The organism is Curtobacterium sp. PhB190, assembly GCF_004365385.1.
In the GTDB taxonomy this organism is placed as follows: domain Bacteria; phylum Actinomycetota; class Actinomycetes; order Actinomycetales; family Microbacteriaceae; genus Curtobacterium.
In genome coordinates this window covers 418,509-440,435 of sequence record NZ_SODN01000002.1, presented here as the reverse complement: position 1 = coordinate 440,435, position 21,927 = coordinate 418,509, and the positions used below count along the sequence as shown (strand labels likewise).

17 protein-coding genes are annotated in these 21,927 nt (G+C 72.0%); 5 read left to right on the top strand and 12 right to left on the bottom strand.

Going from position 1 to position 21,927, the window contains the following annotated elements; all coding sequences use genetic code 11:
- Positions 1-43: 43 nt before the first annotated feature.
- From EDF47_RS04835 to EDF47_RS04820, 4 genes are read left to right on the top strand one after another with little or no spacing between them, the layout of a single operon-like run.
- Positions 44-433: a hypothetical protein gene (locus EDF47_RS04835; RefSeq protein ID WP_123938427.1), complete on the top strand. Its 390-nt coding sequence runs from the start codon at positions 44-46 to the stop codon at positions 431-433.
- On the top strand, positions 433-1,338 hold the full coding sequence (locus EDF47_RS04830; protein ID WP_133937701.1) for a hypothetical protein: 906 nt from the start codon (positions 433-435) through the stop codon (positions 1,336-1,338). Before EDF47_RS04835 ends, EDF47_RS04830 begins: the two co-directional genes overlap by 1 nt.
- Positions 1,339-1,342: 4 nt before the next feature.
- Positions 1,343-2,485 (top strand): alpha/beta fold hydrolase, encoded by a 1,143-nt coding sequence (locus EDF47_RS04825; protein ID WP_133937699.1) that lies wholly within the window; start codon positions 1,343-1,345, stop codon positions 2,483-2,485.
- An 8-nt stretch (positions 2,486-2,493) separates the two neighbouring features.
- Positions 2,494-2,889 carry an ATP-dependent DNA ligase gene (locus tag EDF47_RS04820; protein ID WP_123291787.1) on the top strand — a complete coding sequence of 132 codons (396 nt, stop codon included), beginning with the start codon at positions 2,494-2,496 and terminating at the stop codon, positions 2,887-2,889.
- A gap of 398 nt (positions 2,890-3,287) precedes the next feature.
- On the opposite strand, the gene EDF47_RS04815 is transcribed toward EDF47_RS04820, so the two are convergent.
- From EDF47_RS04815 to EDF47_RS04805, 3 genes are all read right to left on the bottom strand, one after another.
- Positions 3,288-5,078, bottom strand: coding sequence for a sulfite reductase subunit alpha (locus EDF47_RS04815; RefSeq protein ID WP_133937697.1), 1,791 nt, complete (start codon positions 5,076-5,078; stop codon positions 3,288-3,290).
- On the bottom strand, positions 5,075-10,642 hold the full coding sequence (locus EDF47_RS04810; RefSeq protein ID WP_133937695.1) for a glutamate synthase-related protein: 5,568 nt from the start codon (positions 10,640-10,642) through the stop codon (positions 5,075-5,077). The genes EDF47_RS04815 and EDF47_RS04810 overlap by 4 nt, the downstream gene beginning before the upstream one ends.
- Before the next feature lie 328 nt (positions 10,643-10,970).
- A complete protein-coding gene (locus EDF47_RS04805; RefSeq protein WP_228505851.1) occupies positions 10,971-12,257 on the bottom strand; it encodes a bifunctional glycosyltransferase family 2/GtrA family protein in 1,287 nt (428 codons plus the stop codon).
- Between the two features lie 131 nt (positions 12,258-12,388).
- Between EDF47_RS04805 and EDF47_RS04800 the strand changes: the two genes are divergently transcribed.
- Positions 12,389-13,219, top strand: coding sequence for a helix-turn-helix transcriptional regulator (locus EDF47_RS04800; RefSeq protein ID WP_133937691.1), 831 nt, complete (start codon positions 12,389-12,391; stop codon positions 13,217-13,219).
- Positions 13,220-13,272: 53 nt separating this feature from the next.
- On the opposite strand, the gene EDF47_RS04795 is transcribed toward EDF47_RS04800, so the two are convergent.
- The 9 genes from EDF47_RS04795 to EDF47_RS04755 form a co-directional block, all read right to left on the bottom strand.
- Positions 13,273-13,761: a hypothetical protein gene (locus EDF47_RS04795; protein ID WP_133937689.1), complete on the bottom strand. Its 489-nt coding sequence runs from the start codon at positions 13,759-13,761 to the stop codon at positions 13,273-13,275.
- 273 nt (positions 13,762-14,034) lie between these two features.
- The gene (locus EDF47_RS04790; RefSeq protein WP_133937687.1) at positions 14,035-14,304 is read right to left on the bottom strand and encodes a hypothetical protein; all 270 of its coding nucleotides are present in this window, start codon (positions 14,302-14,304) and stop codon (positions 14,035-14,037) included.
- Between the two features lie 108 nt (positions 14,305-14,412).
- Positions 14,413-15,987 carry a HAMP domain-containing sensor histidine kinase gene (locus EDF47_RS04785; RefSeq protein WP_133937685.1) on the bottom strand — a complete coding sequence of 525 codons (1,575 nt, stop codon included), beginning with the start codon at positions 15,985-15,987 and terminating at the stop codon, positions 14,413-14,415.
- Entirely contained in the window at positions 15,984-16,706 is a 723-nt protein-coding gene (locus EDF47_RS04780; RefSeq protein ID WP_131880413.1) for a response regulator transcription factor, read from the bottom strand. Before EDF47_RS04780 ends, EDF47_RS04785 begins: the two co-directional genes overlap by 4 nt.
- Before the next feature lie 35 nt (positions 16,707-16,741).
- Positions 16,742-18,922 (bottom strand): glycosyltransferase family 39 protein, encoded by a 2,181-nt coding sequence (locus tag EDF47_RS04775; protein WP_243692414.1) that lies wholly within the window; start codon positions 18,920-18,922, stop codon positions 16,742-16,744.
- A 189-nt stretch (positions 18,923-19,111) separates the two neighbouring features.
- Complete coding sequence (locus tag EDF47_RS04770; protein ID WP_131880415.1) at positions 19,112-19,924, bottom strand: fructosamine kinase family protein; 813 nt, start codon at positions 19,922-19,924, stop codon at positions 19,112-19,114.
- 45 nt (positions 19,925-19,969) lie between these two features.
- Positions 19,970-20,536, bottom strand: coding sequence for a PIN domain-containing protein (locus EDF47_RS04765; protein WP_132099842.1), 567 nt, complete (start codon positions 20,534-20,536; stop codon positions 19,970-19,972).
- 28 nt (positions 20,537-20,564) lie between these two features.
- Positions 20,565-20,999 (bottom strand): excisionase family DNA-binding protein, encoded by a 435-nt coding sequence (locus EDF47_RS04760; RefSeq protein ID WP_133937683.1) that lies wholly within the window; start codon positions 20,997-20,999, stop codon positions 20,565-20,567.
- 74 nt (positions 21,000-21,073) lie between these two features.
- On the bottom strand, positions 21,074-21,922 hold the full coding sequence (locus EDF47_RS04755) for a LysR family transcriptional regulator (protein WP_131880419.1): 849 nt from the start codon (positions 21,920-21,922) through the stop codon (positions 21,074-21,076).
- Between the last annotated feature and the right edge of the window lie 5 nt (positions 21,923-21,927).

Genomic DNA, 21,927 nt, shown 5'->3' with positions numbered 1-21,927 from the left:
TGCCCTCGTCGCGACCCTTCCTCCGTCGCCGAGGCTCCCGGACGTGGTCGCCGGGGTCGGTCGGTTCGTCGGCAAGCCGACCCGCGTGGTCGACGTCGACGGTCCGAGCTGGGGGCCGCTCACCGCGCTGGTGTCGCAGTTCGAGCACGAGAACCTCGTCCTGGTGCCGGCCGGCGCCCCCGAGCTGTACCGGATGCACTGCGTCCTGCACGAGCTCGGACACCTCGTGCACGGCGACGCCGGAGCCCCGACCACCACCTCGATCGCCGAGTTCGCCTCGGGCGGGCACGTGTGCCGCCGCGCCCTCGACGGCGACACCGGACTGGTGAGCATCTCGGACGACGACGAGCACTTCGCCGAGCGGTTCGCGTACGAGCTGGCGACCGTGCTGCTCGCCGGCAGCGCGAGCGCGGACGAGCGGGCCTACGGCTGATGGCCGTCCTGCACGCCGCCGCCTTCTGGTGCGCGGCGCTGATCTTCCTCGCCCGCACGCCCTACGTGTTGCGGAACCCACGTGGCCGCGCCGCCTGGGGCGCGACCGGCGTCGGTGCGCTCGGGCTGCTGACACTCGGCAGCGTCGTACCGCAGACCGTGCTCGACGGTGCCCTCGGGGGCACGAACCTCATCAACCTGGTGCAGAACGTGTGTGCCACGGCGGCCTTCTGGCTGATGCTCCGGGCGAGCACGTCCGACCTGCCGAAACGGCCGGGGTTGGCGAGCCCGCGCGCGCTCCTCGTGGTGGTCGTGGCCTTCGCCGTCCCGTTCTTCGCCGTGCGCGACCGGGGCGGCACCGACTTCCACTTCATCGTGCGGGAGATCCACCAGCCGGCGATGTGGCTCTACGGGTCGGTCTACATGGTCGGTGTCGGCGTGATCGCCGCCGCGACGCTCCGGTACGGCGTGCTGCGCAACCCGGTCGCGCTCGTGGTCTTCCGGGTGGGCCTGTCGCTCGTGGTCATCGCGAGCATCGACGAGCTCCTCTCCCTCACCGCCGACCACTTCGGGTGGTTCCCCGCTCCGCTGCGCGACGGACTCCGTCTGGGCTTCGACCCACCGTTCTACCTGGGCATCGTCCTCATCGTCGTCGCAATGGCGTCCCTGACGTTCCGCCGGTGGTGGCGGGACGTGACGTGCCGTCGGCACCACCGACGGCTCCGCCGCATCGCCCGGCGCCACGAACTGCGCGCCGTCGAACGGGACGGCGACGTGCAGGCACGGACCTACGACCTCGTCATCGCGATCCGCGACGCCGAGGTGCAGGGCCGTACCCTCGACGACGCCGAACTCGCCCAGGTGCGCTCGGCGGAACTGACCCTGACCCGCAGTCTCGGAGGCTGATGCGATGACGATCGTCTGGTGGGTGCTCGGCGTGCTCGTCGTGCTGGCGGCGGCGTTCCTGCTCGTGGTGCGGAAGGTCGTCGGCAAGATCGTGCTGCCCGGCGGCGACCGCTGGACCCCGGTGCTCGAGACGACCGACGACTCGATCCGGCTCCCGATCACCGACGACACCGTGCGCCCGGGGGAGTACGGCCTGTGGCACGACGGTACCGGGCACACCACGGTCGGACCGGTGCTCGACGTCGACGAGGCCGCCGGCACCGTGCGGCGTGCGGTGGTCCGGACGACGGGCGACGTGTCGACACGGGTGCGGTGGAGCGGGCACGTGCACCCGGACCCCGCCGCGATGGACGTCGACTGGGCGGAGGTCGACCTGGCGACGCCCGTGGGACCCGCGCCGGCCTGGGTCATCCGGCCCGGCGGCCCCGAGGCCGCGCCCGCCGCCACCTGGGCCGTCCACGTGCACGGCATCCGCACCACCCGCGTGACGGCGCTCCGGACCGTGCCGGCGGCGCTCGAGGCCGGCTGGACCTCGATCGTCCCGTCGTTCCGCGGCGACGGCGAAGCGCCCTGGCAGGGCCGTGCCTCGCACCTCGGCGCCCGGGAGTGGCCCGACGTCGAGGCCGCACTCGACCACGCCGTCGCGAACGGGGCCGAACGGCTCGTCATCGTGGGGTGGTCGATGGGCGCGACGATCACCCACGAACTGCTGGCGCGGTCGGCGCACCGCGACCGGTTCGTCGGACTGGTCCTCGTCTCGCCGGCGCTCGACTGGGCGACCACGGTGCGCTCCCAGGCCGGTCGTGCCGGGCTCCCCGGGTTCGTCGTCGGTGCCGCGCTCCGGGCGATGGCGCTGCCGCTCGTGTGCCGCCTCGTCGGGCTCCGCTCGCCCGTGGACGTCCGCGCGCTCTCCTGGTTGCACGCGCCGCGGAGCCTGCCGCCGACCCTGCTCATCCACTCGTCGGGGGACACCACCGTGCCGTTCGCCGTCAGTCGGGAGTTCGCCGACGCACACCCCGACTCCGTGACGTTGGCGGTCAGCGAGCCCGCCGAGCACGCCTGGGAGCGGAACGTCGACGCCGTCTGGTTCGACACCACGATCACGACCTGGGCGAGATCGCTCGACCACACCGGCACCATGGAGTAGAAGGGGCCATGGGTCAGCTCATCTACGACGGCCAGCCGCTCGACCTCCGCATCGACGACCGTGCCATGACACACCTGCAGATCGTGATCGTGAACATGCTCCGGCGTGATCACCGGTTCGCGTTCTCGTGGAAGGACGACGTCGTCCACGGCAACGGCCGCAGCACGATCTGGTTGAACCCCAACGTCGGCCTGCACTTCAAGTTCTCCGGCAGCCGGGTGCCGTCGATCAACCGCAGTTGGCTCGAGGACCTCTACGCCTCAGCCACGTCCGGGTCGGGGCTCGTCCTGACGCCGGAGCCGCCGGACACGAGCACGGCGGCCGACTCGGCGTGGTCGCGAGCGGTCGCACCGGGGGACGCCGACGACGCTTCGGGGACACCGAGCGGTAGCACGGCTGAGTGATTCCCGTCAACGGGTTCCGAAGATCCGCCGATCGTCGTAGCGTTTCTGTACCGCGGATCAGAGTCGTCCCTTCGGGCCGGCATCCAGGGAGCCGGTGACGGCAACGAACCGCGGCAGGAGGGGGACCCGAATGACCGTGACGCAGTGCGCGCCCGGCGCCGACCAACCATCGGCGATCGAGTGGCGAGCACGACGGGAGTCCCGGATCAGGAGACTCGTCGTCCAGGAAGCCGGGTCATCGCACCCGGGTCCTTGCGTCACGCCACTGGGCTCGTCGGTCAGGTCTCACTGACCGGCACCCTTCCACAGGACGCCCCGGCTGTCGGATTCGGGTTCCGCTGCCGGGGCGTTCTGCTGCCCGGGCGTTCTGCTGCTCGCATCGGGCGGGGGCTGCTGGCTCAGTAGACGTCGCGGACGTACCGCTTCGTGCGGCGCAGGTCGGCCAGGTACGACAGCGCGTCGTCCTCGTCCCGCCCGCGGCCGGTGCGGATGACGTCGAGCAGCGCGGCCTCGACGTCCTTCGCCATCCGCGAGGCGTCGCCGCACACGTACACGTGGCCGCCGTCCTCGAGCCAGGCGAACAGCTCGGCGGACTGCTCGCGCATCCGCGTCTGCACGTAGACCTTCTCGGCCTGGTCGCGTGAGAACGCCAGGTCGAGGCGGTTCAGCACGCCCTGCTCCTGCAGCTCGGTGAGCTCGTCCTGGTAGACGAAGTCGGTGTCGCGGTGCTGGTCGCCGAAGAACAGCCAGTTGCGCCCCGTCGCTCCGGCCGCGGCCCGCTCGTGCAGGAACCCGCGGAACGGGGCGATGCCGGTGCCCGGACCGATCATGATCATCGGTGCGGACGCGTCGGCCGGCACGCCGAACGACGCGTTCGGCTGCAGGTAGACGTCGACCGTACCGTCGGGGTCGACCCGGTCCGCCAGGAACGTCGACGCGACACCGGCGTACATCCGGTGCGGGTCGCCGTACCGGACGGACGCGATGGTCAGGTGGATGCGGTCCGGGTGCGCCAGCGGGCTCGACGAGATCGAGTACTGGCGTGCCTGCAGCGGGCGCAGGTTCGGCAGCAGCTCGTCGAGTCCGGGAGCGGCCGGTCCGGCGTCACGCAGCAGGTCGAGGACGTCACGGCCCCACAGCCAGCGGTCCAGTTCGTGCTTGTCGCCGTGCGAGACGACCGCGGCGAGTTCGCTCGCCGGGGCGCGCTGCACGAGGTCCGCGATGAGGTCCTTCGACGGCGTGCGGACCTCGCGGTCGCTCCGCAGGACCTCGGTGATCGGTCGGCCGTCGAACGACTCGCCGCCGTTCGCGCCGACCTGCTCGAGCAGCTCCGCGACGAAGACCTCGTCGTTGACCGGCACGACCGCCAGGGCGTCGCCGGCGGCGTACTCGATGCCGGAGTCGCCGAGGTCGAACTCGTAGTGCCGGATCTCCTTCGCGCTGCGCGGCGAGGAGAGCAGCCGGTTCTCGGCCAGCCGCGACGGGTAGGGGTTGCGCTTGTTCCACTGCGACCCCGGCCGGGAGGCACGACCCGCGCCCGCCCCGCCGGTCGCGGTGGCACCGCCGTCGGCACCACTGCCCGTGGTCGCGCCGGGTGCGCCCGTCGCGCCGGCCTCAGCAGCGAGCCGGTCGAGCACGGCGGCGCTCCAGAGTGCGGCGGCGTCCTCGAAGTCGACGTCGCAGTCCACGCGGTCGTGCACCCGGGTCGCGCCGAGCTGCTCGAAGCGGGTGTCGAGGAGCTTGCCGGCCTGGCAGAACTCGTCGTAGCTGGTGTCCCCGAGGCCGAGGACGGCGTACTGCAGCCCCTCGAGCCGCGGCACGGTGGACGCCTGGACCGCCTCCCAGAACAGACCGGCGTTGTCGGGCATCTCGCCCTCGCCGTACGTCGAGGTGACGACGAGCACGTGGGTCATCCCGGCGAGCTGCTCCGGGGTGACGGCGTCGAGTGCAGCGGCACGGCCACCGAGCCCGCGGGCCTTCGCCCCGGCGACGAGCTCGTCGGCCAGGAACTCCGCGTTGCCGGTCTGCGTGCCGAACAGCACGTCGATCGTCGTCGTGGGGGCGGCGCCGGACGCCTTCTTGCCGGCGGCGGCGATGCCCGCGATGAACCCGGCCAGCCAGGACTCCTGGGCAGCCGAGAACGGTGCGCCGACGGGGATCAGCGATCCGGTCGGGGGGAGCAGGCTCACGCGGACACCGCCTCGGTCGGCGCCTGGGGTGCACGGCGGGCGATGTCCTCGAGCGCCGCGGTGGCGAGCAGCTCGTCGAAGCGGGCCTCGCGGACGCGGCCGTCGTTCTTGGCGTTCTGGTGCATGATCCACCCCGTGGTGCCCGGTGCGTCCATGCTGCGGTTGTTCCGCTGCGTGAGCGCACGCTTGTAGTCGTCGAGCCGCTTGATCGCGATGAGCGTCGCGAGCTGGTCGTCCGCGAACCGGTCGAGCGTGCCGCGCAGGTACTTCACGACGCGCTGCTTCACCGAGAAGTCCTCGGTCAGGACGAGGTTCTTCACCGCTTCGGTGACGCGGGGGTCGTTCGGACCCGCACCGGGGACGCGCTCGAGGGCGACGTCCTGGGCGACACCGAGCACCGTGTACGACGACAGCAGCGAGAACATGTCGTCGCCCTGGTCGCCGAGGGCCGGGGCCCGGCCGTCGAGGACGGTGCGCTGGTCGCGGTAGTCGACCTTGAACGCACGGAGCTTGTCCGTGGCGATCGAGGACGCGAGCTCGTCGAGCAGCTCGGGGCGCGTGGCCGCCGCGAGGATCTCGCCGGCGTCCTGCGAGAGCAGCAGGGCGCGCGGCATGCCGACGAAGACGTGCTGCCGGGTGGTCTCCCAGTCGGCGAGCAGCCGCTCGGCCAGCGCCGACCCGGTCGCCTCGAGATGCCACTCGAGCAGCAGGCGCGCGCCGGCCTCGTGGAACGCGCCGCGCTCGGTGTCGGTGACGGGGAACACGAGGAGCGAGTCGGTGCTGGCGCGCTGGGCGACCTGACCGGACGGGTCGTACTGGTACAGGAACCCGCCGGACATGCCGTTGCCGAGCCCCTTGCCGAACGCGCCGAGGTTGAACACGGCGCCGCCCGTCATGTACTCGCACCCGAAGTCGCCGACGCCCTCGACCACGGCCGTGGCGCCGGAGTTGCGCACGGCGAAGCGGTCTCCGGCCTCGCCCTCGACGAACGTGCGGCCGCCGGTGGCCCCGAAGAGCGCGAAGTTGCCGATCAGGACGTTCCCGCCCTGGTCGGCACTGCCGCCGCCCGGAGCGCGGACGATGATCCGACCGCCGCTCTGGCTCTTGCCGACGCCGTCGTTCGCGGTGCCGGTGTGCTCGAGCACGATGCCGTCGTTGTTGAACACGCCGTACGACTGACCGGCCGAGCCCTGGGTACGGATCGTGACCGCACCGTCGACCAGCCGGCGGCGCCCGCGGTCGTCGGTCGCCACGGCGGGCAGCCCCTGGACGTCCTCGGCGCGGAGCTCGTGGTTGAGCAGGCGCTCGACGTCGATGCCGAGCTGGCCGCCGACGGACTTGTCGCTGTTGCCGAGCAGGACCCCGTGCACGAGCACGTGCTCCTGGGCGTGGTCGACCAGAGCAGTGCGGATGCGCTCGAGCAGCGCGTCGTCGGTGTGGAAGTCCTTCTCCAGGTACTCCGGGTCCGTCACGACCTTCTCCGGCACCTGCGCGAGCAGGGCGCGGGCGTCCAGACGCCCGACGCTCGCAGGGTGGTCGAGGAGCTGCAGCAGGTCGGTGCGACCCCGTGCCTCGCGCAGCGAGCGCAGACCGAGGCGAGCGAGGATCTGCCGGACGTCGTGGGCGATGTTGAGCAGGTACTGCGCGAGGGCACGCGGGTCGCCCTCGAACGCCTCGGCGTTCGTGGTGAGGCCGGCCGGGCACTTCACGTTGCAGTTCTTCGCCATGACGCAGCCGAGCATCATGAGCGCGGTCGTGCCGAACTCGAAGCTGTCGCCGCCGAGCAGGGCGCTCGTCACGACGTCGGACCCGGTCTGGTGCGCACCCGAGCACCGGAGCGTGACCTTGGAGCGCAGGCCGTTCGCGACGAGGGCCTGGTGGACCTCGGCGACGCCGATCTCCGCCGAACGTCCCGCGTACTTCAGGCTCGTGACGGCCGCGGCACCGGTGCCACCGGTGTTGCCCGCGACGTTGATGACGTCCGCACCGGCCTTGGCGACGCCGACCGCGATGGTGCCGATGCCCTCGGAGGACACGAGCTTCACGATCACCCGGACACGGGCGGCCTTGCAGTCGTGGATGAGCTGCGCCAGGTCCTCGATCGAGTACGTGTCGTGGTGCGGCGGCGGCGAGATGAGCTCGACGCCGGGGGTGCCACCACGGGCCGCGGCGATGTCCACCGTGACCTTCGGCGCGGGCAGCTGACCGCCCTCGCCGGGCTTCGCGCCCTGACCGATCTTGATCTCGAGTTCCTCGAGCATGGGGTCGGCGAGGTAGCCCGCCCAGATGCCGAAGCGACCCGAGGCGAACTGCTTGATCCGCGAGCCGCGGATGGTGCCGTAGCGGGAGTGGTGCTCGCCGCCCTCACCGCTGTTCGACATGCCGCCGACCATGTTCGTGCCGTGCGCCACCGCCTCGTGCGCGGTGGCGACGAGGGCGCCGTGGCTCATCGCGCCGGACGCCAGGGTCCGGGTGATCTCGTGCGCCGGCTGGACCTCGTCGAGCTCGACGCTGTCGGGCGCGCTCTCGAGCAGGGCGAGCAGCCCGACGGCCGCGCCGGTGGCGCGGAGCGTCACCTGGGTGGCGTCGACGGCGTCGACGTCGACCTGGCCCGGGTAGAGCAGCGCGAGGCCGTCTGCCAGGGCCTGGTGGCGCAGTGCACCCGTGGTCCCCGTGGACGCGAGGGCGAGGCGGAACCGCTCCGTGCCTCCCGGCAGGTCCTGGTCGTCCGCCGGACGCGAGCCGGACAGCCCGCGCACGGTGACGCTGGCGTTGCCGGTCGTCGAGGACCGACCCAGCTCGCGGGCGAAGTCCTCGGCCGTGTCGATGCCGGTGACGTCCGCGGGCAGCGCGAGCACGTCGCGGAGCGCAGCGGGACGGCGCGACCGCTCGTCGTGCGTGGTCTGCAGGAACGTGACGTAGCCCGGCGTGATCCGGTGCTGGTCGATCTCGGTGTCACTGAGGCGGTCGTAGCCGGTGTTGCGGTACGCCGCGTCGGTGATGCCGAAGGAGTCGTCGAGCTGGCCGAGCGTCAGCAGGCGCAGTGCGTCCGAGTCGCCGGAGCGCTCGAAGGCCGGACGCTCCTCGGTCATGCCGCCGAACCCGCGGACGCTCGCGACGCCGAACGAGTGGCCGGCACCGTCCGAGCGCTCCTTGAAGAGGCCGAGCAGGGGGACCTGGCCCTCGGCCGCGACCGAGCGGGCACGCTCGTGCCAGTCCGTCGCCGCCTGGGCGATGCGGGCGAAGCCGACGCCGCCCACGGGAGCCTGCATGTGCGGGAACACCCGCGCCAGGACGTCGTCGCCGGTGTCCAGGTAGTTCGGCTCGAAGAACGCGCCACCGATGTAGCTCTCGGCGGTGCACAGACCGACGCGGCCCATGGTCTTCGCCAGCGCCTTCTCGGCGGCCTTGCGGAACTGCTTCAGCGCGAGGTCCGTCGCGGTGAGCTCACCGGCGGGTGCCGGCGCGGCGGGGTACTTCTCCTCGGCACGCAGGCGCGCGCTCAAGCTGTACACAGCCGAGGCGCCGAAGCCGAGGGCCGTCGCCACGTGGTGTGACGATGGCAGCTGACCGCTCTCGGCGACGACGGACACCCGTAGGCGCAGCCCGGTCTCGATGAGCCGCTGGTTCACGGCGGCCACGGCCAGGATCACGGGCAGGGGCGCACGGGCCGACGAGACCTCGCGGTCGGTGAGCACGGCGATGCCGCCGGACGTCCCCGCGAACTGCTCCACGGCGTCGCACAGGGCGTCCACGGCGTCGCGCACGGCGTCGGCGTTCGCCTGCTCGTCGCCGAGCACCGGCACGTAGAGCATGTCGAAGCGCTCGAGCGGCACGATGTCCTGGTCGCGCAGGCGCACCATGTCCAGGTGGCCGAGGATCGGCGACTGCACGACGAGCTGTCGGCTCGTCGAACCCGTGCCGTCCGGCTTCGCGCCGAGCGCCACGCGCATGCTCATGCCGTCGGCTTCACGGATCGAGTCGAGCGGCGGGTTCGTCACCTGGGCGAAGCGCTGCGAGAAGTACTTCGCCATGCCGCCCTCGGTGTCGCTCAGGGCGTTGATGGCGTTGCCGTAGCCCATCGCCGAGATCCGCTCCGAGCCGTTCTGCAGCATCGGGTCGAGCATGAACCGGAAGCTCTCCTGGTTCAGCGAGTACGCCACGTACCGGCCGGCGAGCGACAGGTCGCCCTCGTAGCCCAGGGTGGTCGTCGTGCGCTCGTAGTCCGGAGCGGGCAGGTCGTCGAGGTTCACACGCGCAGCGTCGAGCAGCGTGCCGTAGTCGCGGCGGGCCGCGAGCATGCGCAGCACCTCGTCCGTGCGCATCCGGGTGCCGGTGCGGTGGTCGACGACGAGCATGCCGCCGGCCTCGATGCGGCCGCGGTGCACGACCTCGTCGGCGTCGAACGTGACCTGACCGGCCTCGGACGACACCATCAGGTACTCGGTCGTCTCGACGGTGCGCAGCGGACGCAGCCCCAGGCGGTCCAGGCGCGCGCCGACCACGTCGCCGTCGCTGAAGATCACGGCGGCGGGGCCGTCGTTCTTCTCCTCGTACAGCGAGAAGTACTCGAGCATGTCCCGCACGTCGGCGGTCAGCGTGCGGTCGTTCTCCCACGCCGGCGGCATGAGCGAGACCACGGCCTCGACGATCTCGAGTCCGTCGTCGAACACGCGGCTCTGCAGCGTCTGGTCGAGGCGGCTCGAGTCCGACTGCCCGGGCGGGCGGACGATGCTGCGGGTGCGGGCACGCGCCAGCGCCTCGTCCGACAGCCGGTTCTTCCGGTCGGTGTTCAGCTCGCCGTTGTGCGCCATCAGCCGGAACGGCTGCGCCATCGTCGGGTGCGGCTCGGTGTTCGTCGAGAACCGGGTGTGGAAGTACAGCGTCCGCACCGAGTGCCGCGGGTCACGCAGGTCCGTGAAGTACCCGATGACCTCACCCGAGTTCAGGCGGCCCTTCAGGATCTGGGTCCGGGCGCTGAGCGACAGCGGGTACAGGGCCGCGTGCTCGGCGCGCTGCTCGGCGGCCTCGCCGTAGGACACCGACTCGATCGCGAGCAGGGCGCGGTTCGCCGCCGCGTCGACCTCGGTGCGGTCCCACTGCTCGGGCGCGCGGAAGACCCACTGCACGATCGGCAGCTGGTACTGCTCGGCCTCGGGCCGGGCGACGGAGTGGTCCACCGGGACGTCGCGGACGACGAGCAGCTCGAAGCCCTGCTGCTCGATGGCGTCCGTGACGGTCTGCCGCGCACGGGCGCGCTCGGCGTCCGCCGCCGCACCTGCGCCGCTCGGCACGAAGCAGTTCGCGACACCGAAGTGACCGGCGCGGAGCTCCTGGCCGGTGATGGCGCTGAAGAACTCCACCGACAGGTCGATGCTCACACCGGCGCCGTCACCGACACCCTCGGCGGACTTGCCGCCGCGGTGGGGGATGGCGCAGAGCGCTTCGTCACCCTTGCGGATGACGTCGTGGTGGGGCGTGCCGTCGAGTCGGGTGATGAAACCGACGCCGCAGTCGCTCGATTCGCGGGCAGGGTCGTAGAGACCGAAAGATGTGGGGTTCACGTGTGCGGGTCCAGTGGGGCGTTGCCGGCAGCGGACGGCCAGGCTGCATCGATGGAGCGCTTGCCGCGGGCAGACCGGTGTTGGCAGTCGGGCCCTGTGGGATTGTGGTGCGGTACGGCGATGCTACGGCGCGGTATACCGCCCACGCAACACCGCGCGGTGCGGCGCACCGTGCGCGCCTGTTCGGCTGGTGCGAGGTTGCCCGCTCGGTGCGCTGTTGTTGCGCTGCACAGAGCGTGCAACCTCGCACGGGATGGGCCACACCGCACGGTGCGACGGGCCGCGCGGGCCGAACGACCCCGCACCGAGTGGCCAGCCTCGCACGGTGTCAGGCCGCGCGCTCGCCGGTCCGTTCGTCGACGGTGATCGGCTCCGTCACCGCCGTGCTGGCGTCGGCGGCGGGGGTCGTGCCGGGGCGGATGAGCTCCGGGCGACGGCGGCCGCTGCGGAACACCCACGCCTTGAACAGCACGAACCGAACGCAGGTCGCGACCAGGTTGGCGGCCGTCAGCACCAGGATCTCGGCACCGTGCGATGCTCCCGGCACGCTGCTGTGGAGCACGACCAGCGACCCCGAGGTGATCGCCCACGCGATGCCGAACACCACCAGTCCCTGCACGTGATGTCGCCCGGCTCCGGCACGCCCCCGCACACCGAACGTGAACCGCCGGTTGAGCGCGGTGTTGCCGATCGCCGTCAGCAGCAGGGCCAGGAAGTCCGCGGTCTGCGCCCCGATCGCCGGACGGAACAGCGCGTACAGCACCGCGAACGCGACGGTCGACAGCACCCCGATGGCGCCGAAGCGCAGCACCTGCCCGAGGAACCCGACGTGCGGTGGCGTGAACGGACGGCGGCCGATGGTCTCGTACACAGCACCCACCGGTACCCGCCCGCTGGCGATGCCCCGCGAGACGCGCCACATGCCCTTGAGGTCCTCGGTGGCCGTCGAGGCGATCTGCACGGACGAGTTCACGTCGTCGACCCAGTCCACCGGGACCTCGTGGATGCGCAGTCCCGCGTGCTCGGCGAGGACGAGCATCTCGGTGTCGAAGAACCACGCGTCGTCCTCGCACAGCGGCAGCAGCTGGTCGGCCGCTCGTTTCGTGACCGCCTTGAACCCGCACTGCGCGTCCGAGAACGACACCCCCATCGTCGTGCGGAGCAGCAGGTTGTACGAGCGGGAGATGAACTCGCGCTTGCTGCCCCGAACCACCCGCGACGAGTCCGCCAACCGCGTGCCGATCGCCAGGTCGGAGTGCCCGGAGAGCAGCGGCGCCACGAGCGGCTCGAGTGCCGCGAGATCCGTCGACAGGTCCTCGTCGACGTACACGAGCACCGTCGCCGGAGATGCACCCCACACGGCCTTGAGCGCCCGTCCACGACCCTTCTCGGGCAGGTGGACCGCGTGCACGCCGGGCAGCATGGCGGCCAGGTCGTCGGCAATCCGCGCGGTGTCGTCGGTCGAGGCGTTGTCCGCGATCGTGATCCGCCAAGAGTGGTGCAACGACGTCCGGCAGAACGTGTGCAGGCGTCGCACGTGGGCCGCGAGCGTGTCCTGCTCGTTGTAGCAGGGGACGACGATGTCGATGTCGAGGGTCTGGTTCGTCTCCGTCATGCCGCTCATGCTCGGCAGCGGGCACATGCGGACCGAGGCAGTGCGCTGTGCTCCCGGTAAGAACGGCGTTCGGCGACCGTTCACGTCACGGCCGAACACGACAGGTGTCGCGCGGATACGGTCGACGGACGATGACGACCGAGCGCGACGACGCACACCGATCGGCGGTGCTGCTCCCGGGGGAGCGGCTCGGCCTGGCGCTCGACGAGCGGTGTCCGGAGTTCGAGGAGCTCCTGCTCACGCCTCCGCTGCACGGCATCCGACCGGACGGCCACGACTGGCTGCGACGCCGGTACGCCGAGATCGTCCCGCTCGTGCTCCCCGCCGCGCTGCGTGCCGTCGAGCGCGGTGAACCCGTCGACCGCGAGTGCCTCGACCAGCTGCGCGCGGTGGCGGCCGCGAGCGCGGAGGACCCCCGCGTCGACGTGTCGGTCGTGCTCCGCGGGGCCCTGCCGGCGATCCGGGTCTTCGCCCTCGTCATGCACACGGCCACCCGCGACCACGCCGTCACGCTCGACCACGCCGGCCGGACGATGCTCGCGATGAGCCGCGCCTCGCTCGTCGCCCATGAACTCGGCTCGTGCTGGGCCGAGGCCTGGGCCGAGCAGCGACGGCGATCGGCGGGCGAGTCCGCGGCGGCGGTCACCACCGGGGAGATCGACCTCGTCGCCCGTGCGCCCGGCCTCGACGAGACCGAGGAACAGATGCTCGCGCTCGCCGCGCAGGGGCTCTCCAACGACGAGATCGCGAAGGAGACGGCCTACAGTCGCCAGGCCGTCGCGTGGCACCTCGGACGGCTGATGAAGTCGTGGAAGGCGCCGAACCGGACGGCGCTGGTGTCGGTCGCCTTCGTGAAGGGGTGGATCCGTGCACGGCGCGAGGTCCGCGGTGCAGCACGGACCTGGCCCCCGGCGATCGAGCCCGCCGCCGAGCGTCCCGCCACCCACGACGACGCCCCCTGAGACCGTGGTCCCCGGGGGCGTCGGTGCGGCGCCGACGGATCAGCGCGGGCGGATCAGCCGCCGTTCACGTGGATGACGTTGTCGATGCGTTCGATGTTGCCGAACGCACCCCAGTTCAGCCAGCCACCGTCACCGTTGTTCGTGATCGAGCCGGGGCCCTTGAACCAGTAGATGACGTAGTTGCCGCCCTTGATGTCGATCGACTGCGCGTCCGCGACGTCGCCGGACACCATGATGTCCTGGTTCTTGTTGACCACCGCGACGGTGAGGCGGTCGGGGTTGCCCGCGTTCCAGTAGCCGACGTCGAGCGCGGCCTGCACGGCGCCGCCGCGGTCGCTCTGGTCGTTCACGGCGTCCTTGATCGCGTTGACGATCGCGACCGGGTCGAGGTTCACGTTGACGTTGCCGCCGACGGAGGCCGAGGTGCTCGGTGCGGGCTCGGCGGCCTGTGCCGGTGCCGCGACGAACGCCCCGGCGATGACGGCGCCACCCAGTGCGGTGCCGGCGAGGAGCTTGACGGACTTGCGCTTGAACGAGTTCATGATCGTGTTCCCATCTCTGCGGTGGTGACCCGTGTGGGTCGTCCAGCTCGGACAGGACCCAGCCTGCGTCGCCGGGTGCCGGGTTGCACGCGTTCGGCCCGGACGTTGGACGATCGTCTGATGATGCGGACGGTTGCGCCGGGCGCGTGCCATCCTCTGGCGCGGGTCCCATCCGGACGGTTGGGCGCTCGGGTCTCGCGCTTTCCCGGCGAGTTCTGCGGATCAGACGTCGACGTCCGTGACGACTGACCAGCAACGAGCACGCGGGTACCGTCAGGGTTGCAGCAGGATCTGCACGACCGCGATGACCGCGAGGACCGCGATCGGCACGCCCGCGATCCACATCCCTGCGCGGACCTGGGTCCGGCGGATCGTCGGCGGCGCGTGGGAACTCCGGGCGAACTCGGTCGCTGCGACGAGCTCCGGTGCGGCCGCCGGCGGTGCAGGTTCGGGCTGCGGACGGTCGTCTTCGAACGCGGGCACTTCGACCACGAGTTCCGACGGGTCCGGGCGGCCCGGCAGCTCGCCGTACTCCTTCGTCATGCGACCAGTATGCGTCGCCGTCGGGGTCGGCGTCCTTGGTGAGCAGCAATGGTCGAGTCGCGCCAGAGGACTCGACCATTTCTGCTCACGAAGCGGGCGAGGCGGACGTCACGAAGCGGGCACAGGCACCACGTCCGGCAGGTCCACCGTGAACGCCGTCCGACCGGGGCCGGAGGCCACCCGCACGCTCCCGCCGTGCGCCGACACCACGGCCTGCACGATCGCCAGGCCGAGGCCGCTCGTCCCCTGTCCCTGCGCACGGGTCCGCGAGGCCTCACCCCGGGTGAACCGGTCGAACAGGGTCGGGAGGGCTTCCGAGGGGATCGGCGGCCCGTCGTTGGCCACGACGAGGCGAGCGGCCGCACCAGCACCGGACGGCCCCATCCGCTGCAACGACACCACCACCGCGGTCCCGGCCGGGGTGTGCGTCCGGGCGTTCGCGAGCAGGTTCGTCACGACGCGGCGCAGCTGCTCCGCGTCGCCCGTCACGGTCAGCGGGTGGTCGTCGACGATCTGCAGGGTCCACCGGTGCCCGGGCGCGGTGGCCCGGGCGTCCATCGTCGCCTCGACCACGATCGAGGTCAGGTCGACGGGTTCGCGCGCGAGCGGGGACACCGGAACCCCGGACGCCAGGGCCGTCGCGTCGAGCCGCGCGAGCAGCAGGAGTTCCTCGACGAGGTCGCCCATCCGCACGGCCTCCCGGCCGATCCGGTCGACGTTCCGGTGGATCGCGTCGAGGTCCGACGAGCGCGCGGTCAGCTCGGCGTAGGCCCGGACGGTCGCGATCGGCGTCCGCAGCTCGTGCGAGGCGTCGGCGACGAAGGTCCGCATGCCGGCCTCGGCGTCGCGGCGCACCGTCAGGGCTCGGGCGACGTGCCCGAGCAGCCGGTTCAGTGCGGTACCGACCTGCCCGACCTCGCGGTTCGCGGCGAGGTCGGCGTCGGCGACCCGCACCGGGATGTCGGTGTCGCCGCGTTCGAGGTCGAGGTCGGTCACCCCGGAGGCGACCGCGGCGACGCGTTCGAGCGGTCGGAGGGACCGCCGCACGAGCAGCGCGAGGGCCCACGCTGCGACGACGAGGCCCAGCACCGTGACGATCCCGATGACGAGCAACAGGCGGGCGATGGCGGCGTTCAGGTCACCGAGGGGGAGTGCGGTGACGAACTCGTCGCCGTCGTCCCCGACCGCCTGCACCCGGTAGGTGCCGAGCGAGCCGAGGTCGATCGTCGCCGGGTCGGCGCCGCTGTCGACCGCGGTGAGCGTCCGCCGTTGCGCCGACGACAGCCCGTGCTGGTCGCCGTCGCTGTCGGTGTACCCGCCGAGCACCACGGTGCCGTCGCGGACGATCGCGACGACGGTGCCGGCGGACTGCCCCGGCGCCCCGATGAAGGCGTTATCCGGATCCGGACGGTCCGACGACGATCCCGACGACGACCCGGGCGGCGGGCCGGTGGGTGCGTCCGCGCCGTTCCGGCCACCGACGGTCCGGTTCGCCGCCGTCGACAGCTCCGCGTCGAGGCGGTCGACCAGGTACCCCCGGAACGCGACGACGGTCACCGCTCCGACGACGACGTTCGTCGCGACGAGCAGGAGCGCGACGGCAGCCACGACCCGCCACCGCAACGACGGCACCCGTCCGGCGCGGGTCGGACGGGCCCGGATCGCCTTCGTCGATCGGCTCACGTCGTCGGCCGCAAGACGTACCCTGCCCCGCGCACGGTCTGCAGCATCGGCTCGCGTCCGGCGTCGAGCTTCTTCCGCAGGTACGACACGTACATGTCGACCAGGTTCGACGACGACCCGAAGTCCATGCCCCAGACGCCCGCGAGCAGCTGTTCCCGCGAGAGCACCCGGTTGGCGTTCCGCGCCAGGTGCCGCAGCAGCTCGTACTCGGTCGGTGTGAGCTCGATCGGTTCGCCGGCACGGCTGACGGCGCGGGCGTCCTCGTCGAGGCGGAGGTCACCGACCACCACCTCGGCGCTCCCGCCCACCGCTGCGACCCGAGCGGAGGTCCGTGCGAGGATCCGCGCCCGGACGAGCAGCTCGTCGATGCCGAAGGGCTTCGTCAGGTAGTCGTCCCCGCCGCCGGTGAGTCCGGCGAGCCGGTCCTCGGGGGCGTCGCGCGCGGTGAGGAAGAGCACACGGACGGCGTCGCGGGAGTCGCGGAGCCGCTCGAGCACCTCGAACCCGTCGATGTCCGGCAGCATCACGTCGAGGACGATGACGTCGGGTTGGAACTCCCGCGCGGCGAACAGGACGTCGCGTCCTCGGTGCACCGCCCGCACGGCCCAGCCGTCCCCCTCGAACGCGAGGGCGACGGCGTCGGCCAGGGCGTGCTCGTCGTCGACGACGAGGGCGCGGACGGGTGAGCCGTCGGTGCGCTGCAGCGGTTGGCCGGTCACGTCCGCGAGCCTATCCACCGCGCCCTCGTCGTCGATCACTTCGTGCTGCTCAGGTCGTAGACGGTCTGCCCGCCGACCGTCGTCGACTCGTAGTTCGCCGCGACCCACTCCTGGATCGCCGATGCGGTGGACGACCCGCCGCCCATGCCGCCGCCACCGGAGCCGGAGCCGGAGGAGACGTAGTACCCGATGTCCCCGTCGGCGACGTACGCCTTGAACTGCGCGAGCGTGGGTGCCGGGTCGCTCGACCAGCCACCGATCGCCATGACGGCGGTGTCGGTGTCGAGTTCGAGCTGCGCGGCCGACTGCGATCCGTTGACGGCGGCCGCCCACTTCGCGTCGGACGCCTCGAGCAGCTTCTGCAGTGCCGACGAGGTCGACGCACCTTCGCCACCGCCCCCGGTCTGGAGGCCCGTCCCCGACCCACCCTCGGAGGTCGCGTCGTCCGTGCCGTCCTGGCCACTGCCCGGTGCCGTGCCGGACGTGCCGTCCGGCATCTCCGGCGCCTCGCCGGACGCGCCCTCCGGCGGGGTCCCGCCGGGACCCTGCTGGGAGTCGGACGTGCTGTCGGAGCCGCCGTCGTCGGAGCCGGAGGTCGACCCACCCGGTCCGCCCGTGCCTCCCGGGAAGCCGCCGGTGCCGCCGCCCATCCCACCGGAGCTGCTGCCCGCCGGACCGACGCTCGGGATCGAACCGGAGTGCGCGACGGTCGTCGTGGCGAGGGCGTAGGCCGTGGTGCCGATGAGCCCGAACAGGGTGCCCGCGAGGACGCCGACCGTGACCAGCTTGCGGAGCGACGGGACACTGCCCATCACCACGAGCGCTGCGGACAGCAGCCCGCCGGCCAGCATCACCCAGCGGAGCCACGGCAGCCACGTCGGGTTCTCATTGAGGAGGCACCAGCCCCAGAAGGCGGTGATGCCGATCATCGCGGCCAGGCCGAGCCGGCCGACGAACCGCGCTCGTGCGTGCCAGAGCAGCGCGCCACCGGTGCCGACGAGCCCGGCGATCGCCGGTGCCAACGCGACCGTGTAGTACGGGTGGATCGTGCCGGACATGTACGAGAACACCAGGCCGGTGACCAGGAGCCAGCCGCCCCACAGGACGAGTCCGGCGCGGGCCGGGTCGGCCAGGTGACGGCGTCCGACGACGACCAGACCGACCACCAGTGCGATGAGCGCTGCGGGCAGGAGCCACGAGATCTCGAGCCCCATCTCGGACGAGAACAGCCGGTTCAGGCCCGTCGAGCCACCGAAGGAGCCACCCGCTGTGCCGCCGGTCATGCCACCGCCTCCGCCACCGTTGCCCGAGCCGCCGAAGATCCGACCGAGGCCGTTGTAGCCGAACACCAGGTCGAGGACGGTGTTGTTCGTCGAACCGCCGATGTACGGGCGGGACTCGGCCGGCCACAGCCACACGGCGACGATCCACCAACCGGCCGACACCACGAGGGACCCAGCGGCGATGAGCAGCCCGATGACGCGCTTGCCCCAGGTGGTGCGGGCGGCGAACAGGTAGACGAGGCCGAAGGCCGGCAGGACGAGCAGCCCCTGCAGCATCTTCGTCAGGAACGCGAAGCCGAGGGCGACCCCGGCGAGGGCGATCCACTTCCAGCTGCCCCGCGGCAGTGCCCGGACCGTGCAGTACGCGCCGACGGTCATCAGGAACACGAGCATCGCGTCCGGGTTGTCGAAGCGGAACATCAGGGCCGCCGCCGGCGTGGCCGCGACGACGAAGCCGGCGAGCAGGGCGCCCACGTTCGCGGTGGTGGTGCCGACGCGGGCGAGGGTGCGACGGACCGTGCCCCACACCAGCGCGACCGAGCCCACGGCCATGAGTGCCTGGGGGAGCAGCAGACTGAAGCTCGAGAAGCCGAACAGCCGGGCCGACAACACCATCACCCAGAGCGACGCCGGGGGTTTGTCGACCGTGATGAAGTTCGACGAGTCGAGGGAGCCGAAGAAGAACGCCTCCCACGACTTCGTGCCGGCCTGCACGGCGGCGGCGTAGAAGCTGTTGGCGTACCCCGAGACGCTCAGGTCCCAGAGGTACACCACGGCGGTCACGGCGAGGAGCGCCCAGAACGCCGGCCGGAGCCAGCGGGCGTCCTCGCGCTCGCCGAGGAACAGGCGGGCGAGCGGCTTGCGACGCCGATCCTGCGCGTCGGTCAGCGCGGGGCCCCTTCGATCGGTCACGGGTATCGGGTACGTGGTCATGTCGATGAGCATCCGGGGCGTTCCCCGAGCGCGGCACTGCGCCGGCTGTGCGCGGCCTAAGGATGCACGGTGCGAGGTTGGCTGACTCGGCGCCGGCCGGGCTGGCGGGGCTGGGGCGGCGCACGGTGCGGCGCCGGTCCCCGGTCGAGCAACCTCGCACGGGCCGAGCGAGCCCGCACCGTGCGCGGGTCAGGCGTACCGCTGCGCCGCGTGCAGGGCCGCCCCCGTGTACGACCCACCGAACAGGAACACGTGCAGCAGCAGCGGCGCGAGCTGGTGGAGCTCGACGCGCTCCTGCCAGCCGTCGGCGAGCCGCGACTCCCGGTCGTAGGCGGCGAGCACCGTCTCCAACCGAGGCAGCCCGAACAGTCCGAGCAGCGCCAGGTCGGTCTCGGCGTGCCCGCCGTGCGCGATCGGGTCGATGAGCACCGCGCCGGTCGGTTCGGACGCGTCCGTCGGCCAGAGCACGTTGCCGGCCCACAGGTCGCCGTGCAGCCGCGCGGGCCGGTCCCCGACGAGTGCGGGCTGCGGCGACCCGAGCGTGCCGTCCTGCACCCGGTCGGCGACCCGCTCGAACACGGCCGCCTGGGCGTGGTCGAACCCGCCGGCGTCGACGATTCGGCGGACGAAGTCGCGGATCCGGTACTCGGCGAAGAACGCGCCCCAGGTACTCGGTGCATGCGCTGCGTCGACGAACGGGGTGCGGGAGCGTCCCATCCGGAGCGCGGAACCCGTCGTCCAGCCGGCGGGCGGTGCGCCCCAGTGGTCGGCGCCGGCGGCGTGGGTGTGCGCGAGGGAGCGTCCGAAGCGCTCGGCCTGTGCGGCGGTGGGGGAGCCGTCAGTGATCAGCTCGAGGTCGAGCACGGTCGTGGCCGGCCGGTCCAGCACCCGCGCGATCCTGGTGCCGCCAGCGTCTTCGGCCTCGGCGAGCCAGCCGAGGCCGGCGGCTTCGGCTGCCGCTTCGTCCGGGGTGGTGAAGGTCTTCACGTGCGTCTCGGCCATCGGTCCATCCTGCCGAGGGGTCCCCGTCGTCCGTTCAGCGCACGGTCATCCGGCGAGGAACCGCAGATGTCGTTCCACCCGCCCGGCGAACGTCGGACAATCGGCGTCACGGAGCGCCCCGGGCAGGCTCTTCCGTGCGCCGCGGGGACGGCTGGACCAGTACCGCGCCTGCTCGCGCACGACGTCGCGCACGATCCACGGCGCCGAGTCGTCGACCAGGCTGAAGAACTCGTCACAGCGGTACACCTCGTACATCGCTGCATCCGTCGCGCGGAGACCACGGTCCTGCGTGAGGAGGACGTGCGCCCCGCAGGCGATCGCGGCGGCGTGCACGTGCCGGTCGTCGGGATCGGTTCCGTGGTACTCGACCGTGGCGTCGAAGTCGTCGACGAGCTCGTCGATCGAGTCGAGGATCGCTGCTCGCAGCCGGGAGACGGCCGACCCCGGCCTGTCGGGGTGCAGTCGGCGGAGGGTGTGCGTGGTCTCGGCCAGTACGTCCTCGGTCGTGTGGAGCTGGAACATGCCGTCCGTGTGGAGTCGGAGCAGGCACGTCCAGTCTCGCAACGTCCGGCTGCAGAAGACGTTCGCGTCGACGAAGACCCGCTGAAGCATCACATATCAAGCCTACCTTGACCGGGTGTCAGTCGAAGGCCTCACCGGACTCGAGCAGTTCGTGAGCTGCCGCAGCGCGGGTGACCCGTCGTGCGTCTCGGGCTGCGAGGACGTCCGCGCGCCGGAGCCGGTGGTGGGTCCCGACAGTGTGTGCAGCGATCTCACCTCGGCCGATGGCCTTCATCAAGGTGGGTCGGGAGATCCCGATGACGTCGGCGGCGACGGTCGTCGTCATCTCGTCGGGGAGGATGCTCGTCGACACGCCAGCCCCGTCGGCCATGCTGCGGACGAGGTTCGCGACGAAGCCTCCGAGTCGCTCCGGGAGCACGAGTTCCGTGCCGTCGTCGAGGTGGAGCTCGACGGTCGCGACCTGTCGATCGCCAGCGCGCTCGACGAGGTCGACGGCCTCGGCGCGAGCGACCTCGTCGACGCGGAGGGGCCGTGGCGTCGTGGTCTGGCGCATCGGGTCTCCGTCTCGCGTCCGTTGGTGGGCAACTGGCTCAACGGTACCGGGGTTGCACTTGCAAGTGCAACCCGTCAGACCGCGTCGACCAGCGCCCTCGCCAGCGGGTGCCACTCGCGCGACGACGGGCCGCTCAGCACCAGGGTCCGCTCGAGTCGCCGGGCCATCGGCACCATCACGAGGTCCGGCGGCAGCATCACCCGGCCGAGCGTCGGCACGATCGAGACGCCCTCGCCCCGTTCGATCATCCCGAACATGGTGCTCATCTCCCGCACGCGGTGGGCGTACCGGAAGGGGCGTCCGTCGAGCTCGTGCAGCTTCTGGATCTGGTACTCGCACCCGCCGCCGCCCGCGACCAGGCCGTCCTCGTGCAGGTCGTCGAGCGTGAGCGCGGGCAGTTCGGCGAGCGGGTGGTCGCGTCGGACGACGGCGGCCATCTCGTCCCGGGCGACGACGACGCCCCCGGCCGGCACCGGCGCGGGGTCGACGAGCACGGCAGCGTCCACCGTGCCGCTCTCGAGCCACTCGGGCATCTCGTCGTCGTCGCCCTCGTAGACCTGCACGTCGACGTCGGGCAACGTCACCGCCCACAGCTCGCGGAGCCGCGGCAGCAGGCCCTGGCAGACGGTGGGGACGGCCGCGAGTCGCACGGTGCCGCGCGCCGTGGCGGGCCGGACCACTGCCTCCAGGGCGTCGACCGAGGCGAGCACGCTGCGGGCGTGGGCGAGCAGGCGGTCGCCCAGGGGTGTCGGGACGGCGACCGCACCGCGCCGGACGACCGGCCCGCCGACCTCGCGCTCGAGCCCGGCGACGGCGTGCGAGACGGCCGACTGGCCGACGCCGAGCACGGAGGCCGCGGACGTGAACGACCCGGCGTCGAGCGTGGCGACGAACGCACGGAGCTGGGGGACCGAGACGGTCATGCGTG

What these genes read in the sequence shown, in the direction of transcription:
- EDF47_RS04830 (WP_133937701.1), top strand. Translation starts at nt 433, where the DNA reads ATGGCCGTCCTGCACGCCGCCGCCTTCTGGTGCGCGGCGCTGATCTTC.
- EDF47_RS04825 (WP_133937699.1), top strand. Translation starts at nt 1,343, where the DNA reads ATGACGATCGTCTGGTGGGTGCTCGGCGTGCTCGTCGTGCTGGCGGCG.
- EDF47_RS04820 (WP_123291787.1), top strand. Translation starts at nt 2,494, where the DNA reads ATGGGTCAGCTCATCTACGACGGCCAGCCGCTCGACCTCCGCATCGAC.
- EDF47_RS04805 (WP_228505851.1), bottom strand. Translation starts at nt 12,257, where the DNA reads ATGACGGAGACGAACCAGACCCTCGACATCGACATCGTCGTCCCCTGC.
- EDF47_RS04800 (WP_133937691.1), top strand. Translation starts at nt 12,389, where the DNA reads ATGACGACCGAGCGCGACGACGCACACCGATCGGCGGTGCTGCTCCCG.
- EDF47_RS04795 (WP_133937689.1), bottom strand. Translation starts at nt 13,761, where the DNA reads ATGAACTCGTTCAAGCGCAAGTCCGTCAAGCTCCTCGCCGGCACCGCA.
- EDF47_RS04790 (WP_133937687.1), bottom strand. Translation starts at nt 14,304, where the DNA reads ATGACGAAGGAGTACGGCGAGCTGCCGGGCCGCCCGGACCCGTCGGAA.
- EDF47_RS04775 (WP_243692414.1), bottom strand. Translation starts at nt 18,922, where the DNA reads ATGACCACGTACCCGATACCCGTGACCGATCGAAGGGGCCCCGCGCTG.
- EDF47_RS04770 (WP_131880415.1), bottom strand. Translation starts at nt 19,924, where the DNA reads ATGGCCGAGACGCACGTGAAGACCTTCACCACCCCGGACGAAGCGGCA.
- EDF47_RS04765 (WP_132099842.1), bottom strand. Translation starts at nt 20,536, where the DNA reads ATGCTTCAGCGGGTCTTCGTCGACGCGAACGTCTTCTGCAGCCGGACG.
- EDF47_RS04760 (WP_133937683.1), bottom strand. Translation starts at nt 20,999, where the DNA reads ATGCGCCAGACCACGACGCCACGGCCCCTCCGCGTCGACGAGGTCGCT.
- EDF47_RS04755 (WP_131880419.1), bottom strand. Translation starts at nt 21,922, where the DNA reads ATGACCGTCTCGGTCCCCCAGCTCCGTGCGTTCGTCGCCACGCTCGAC.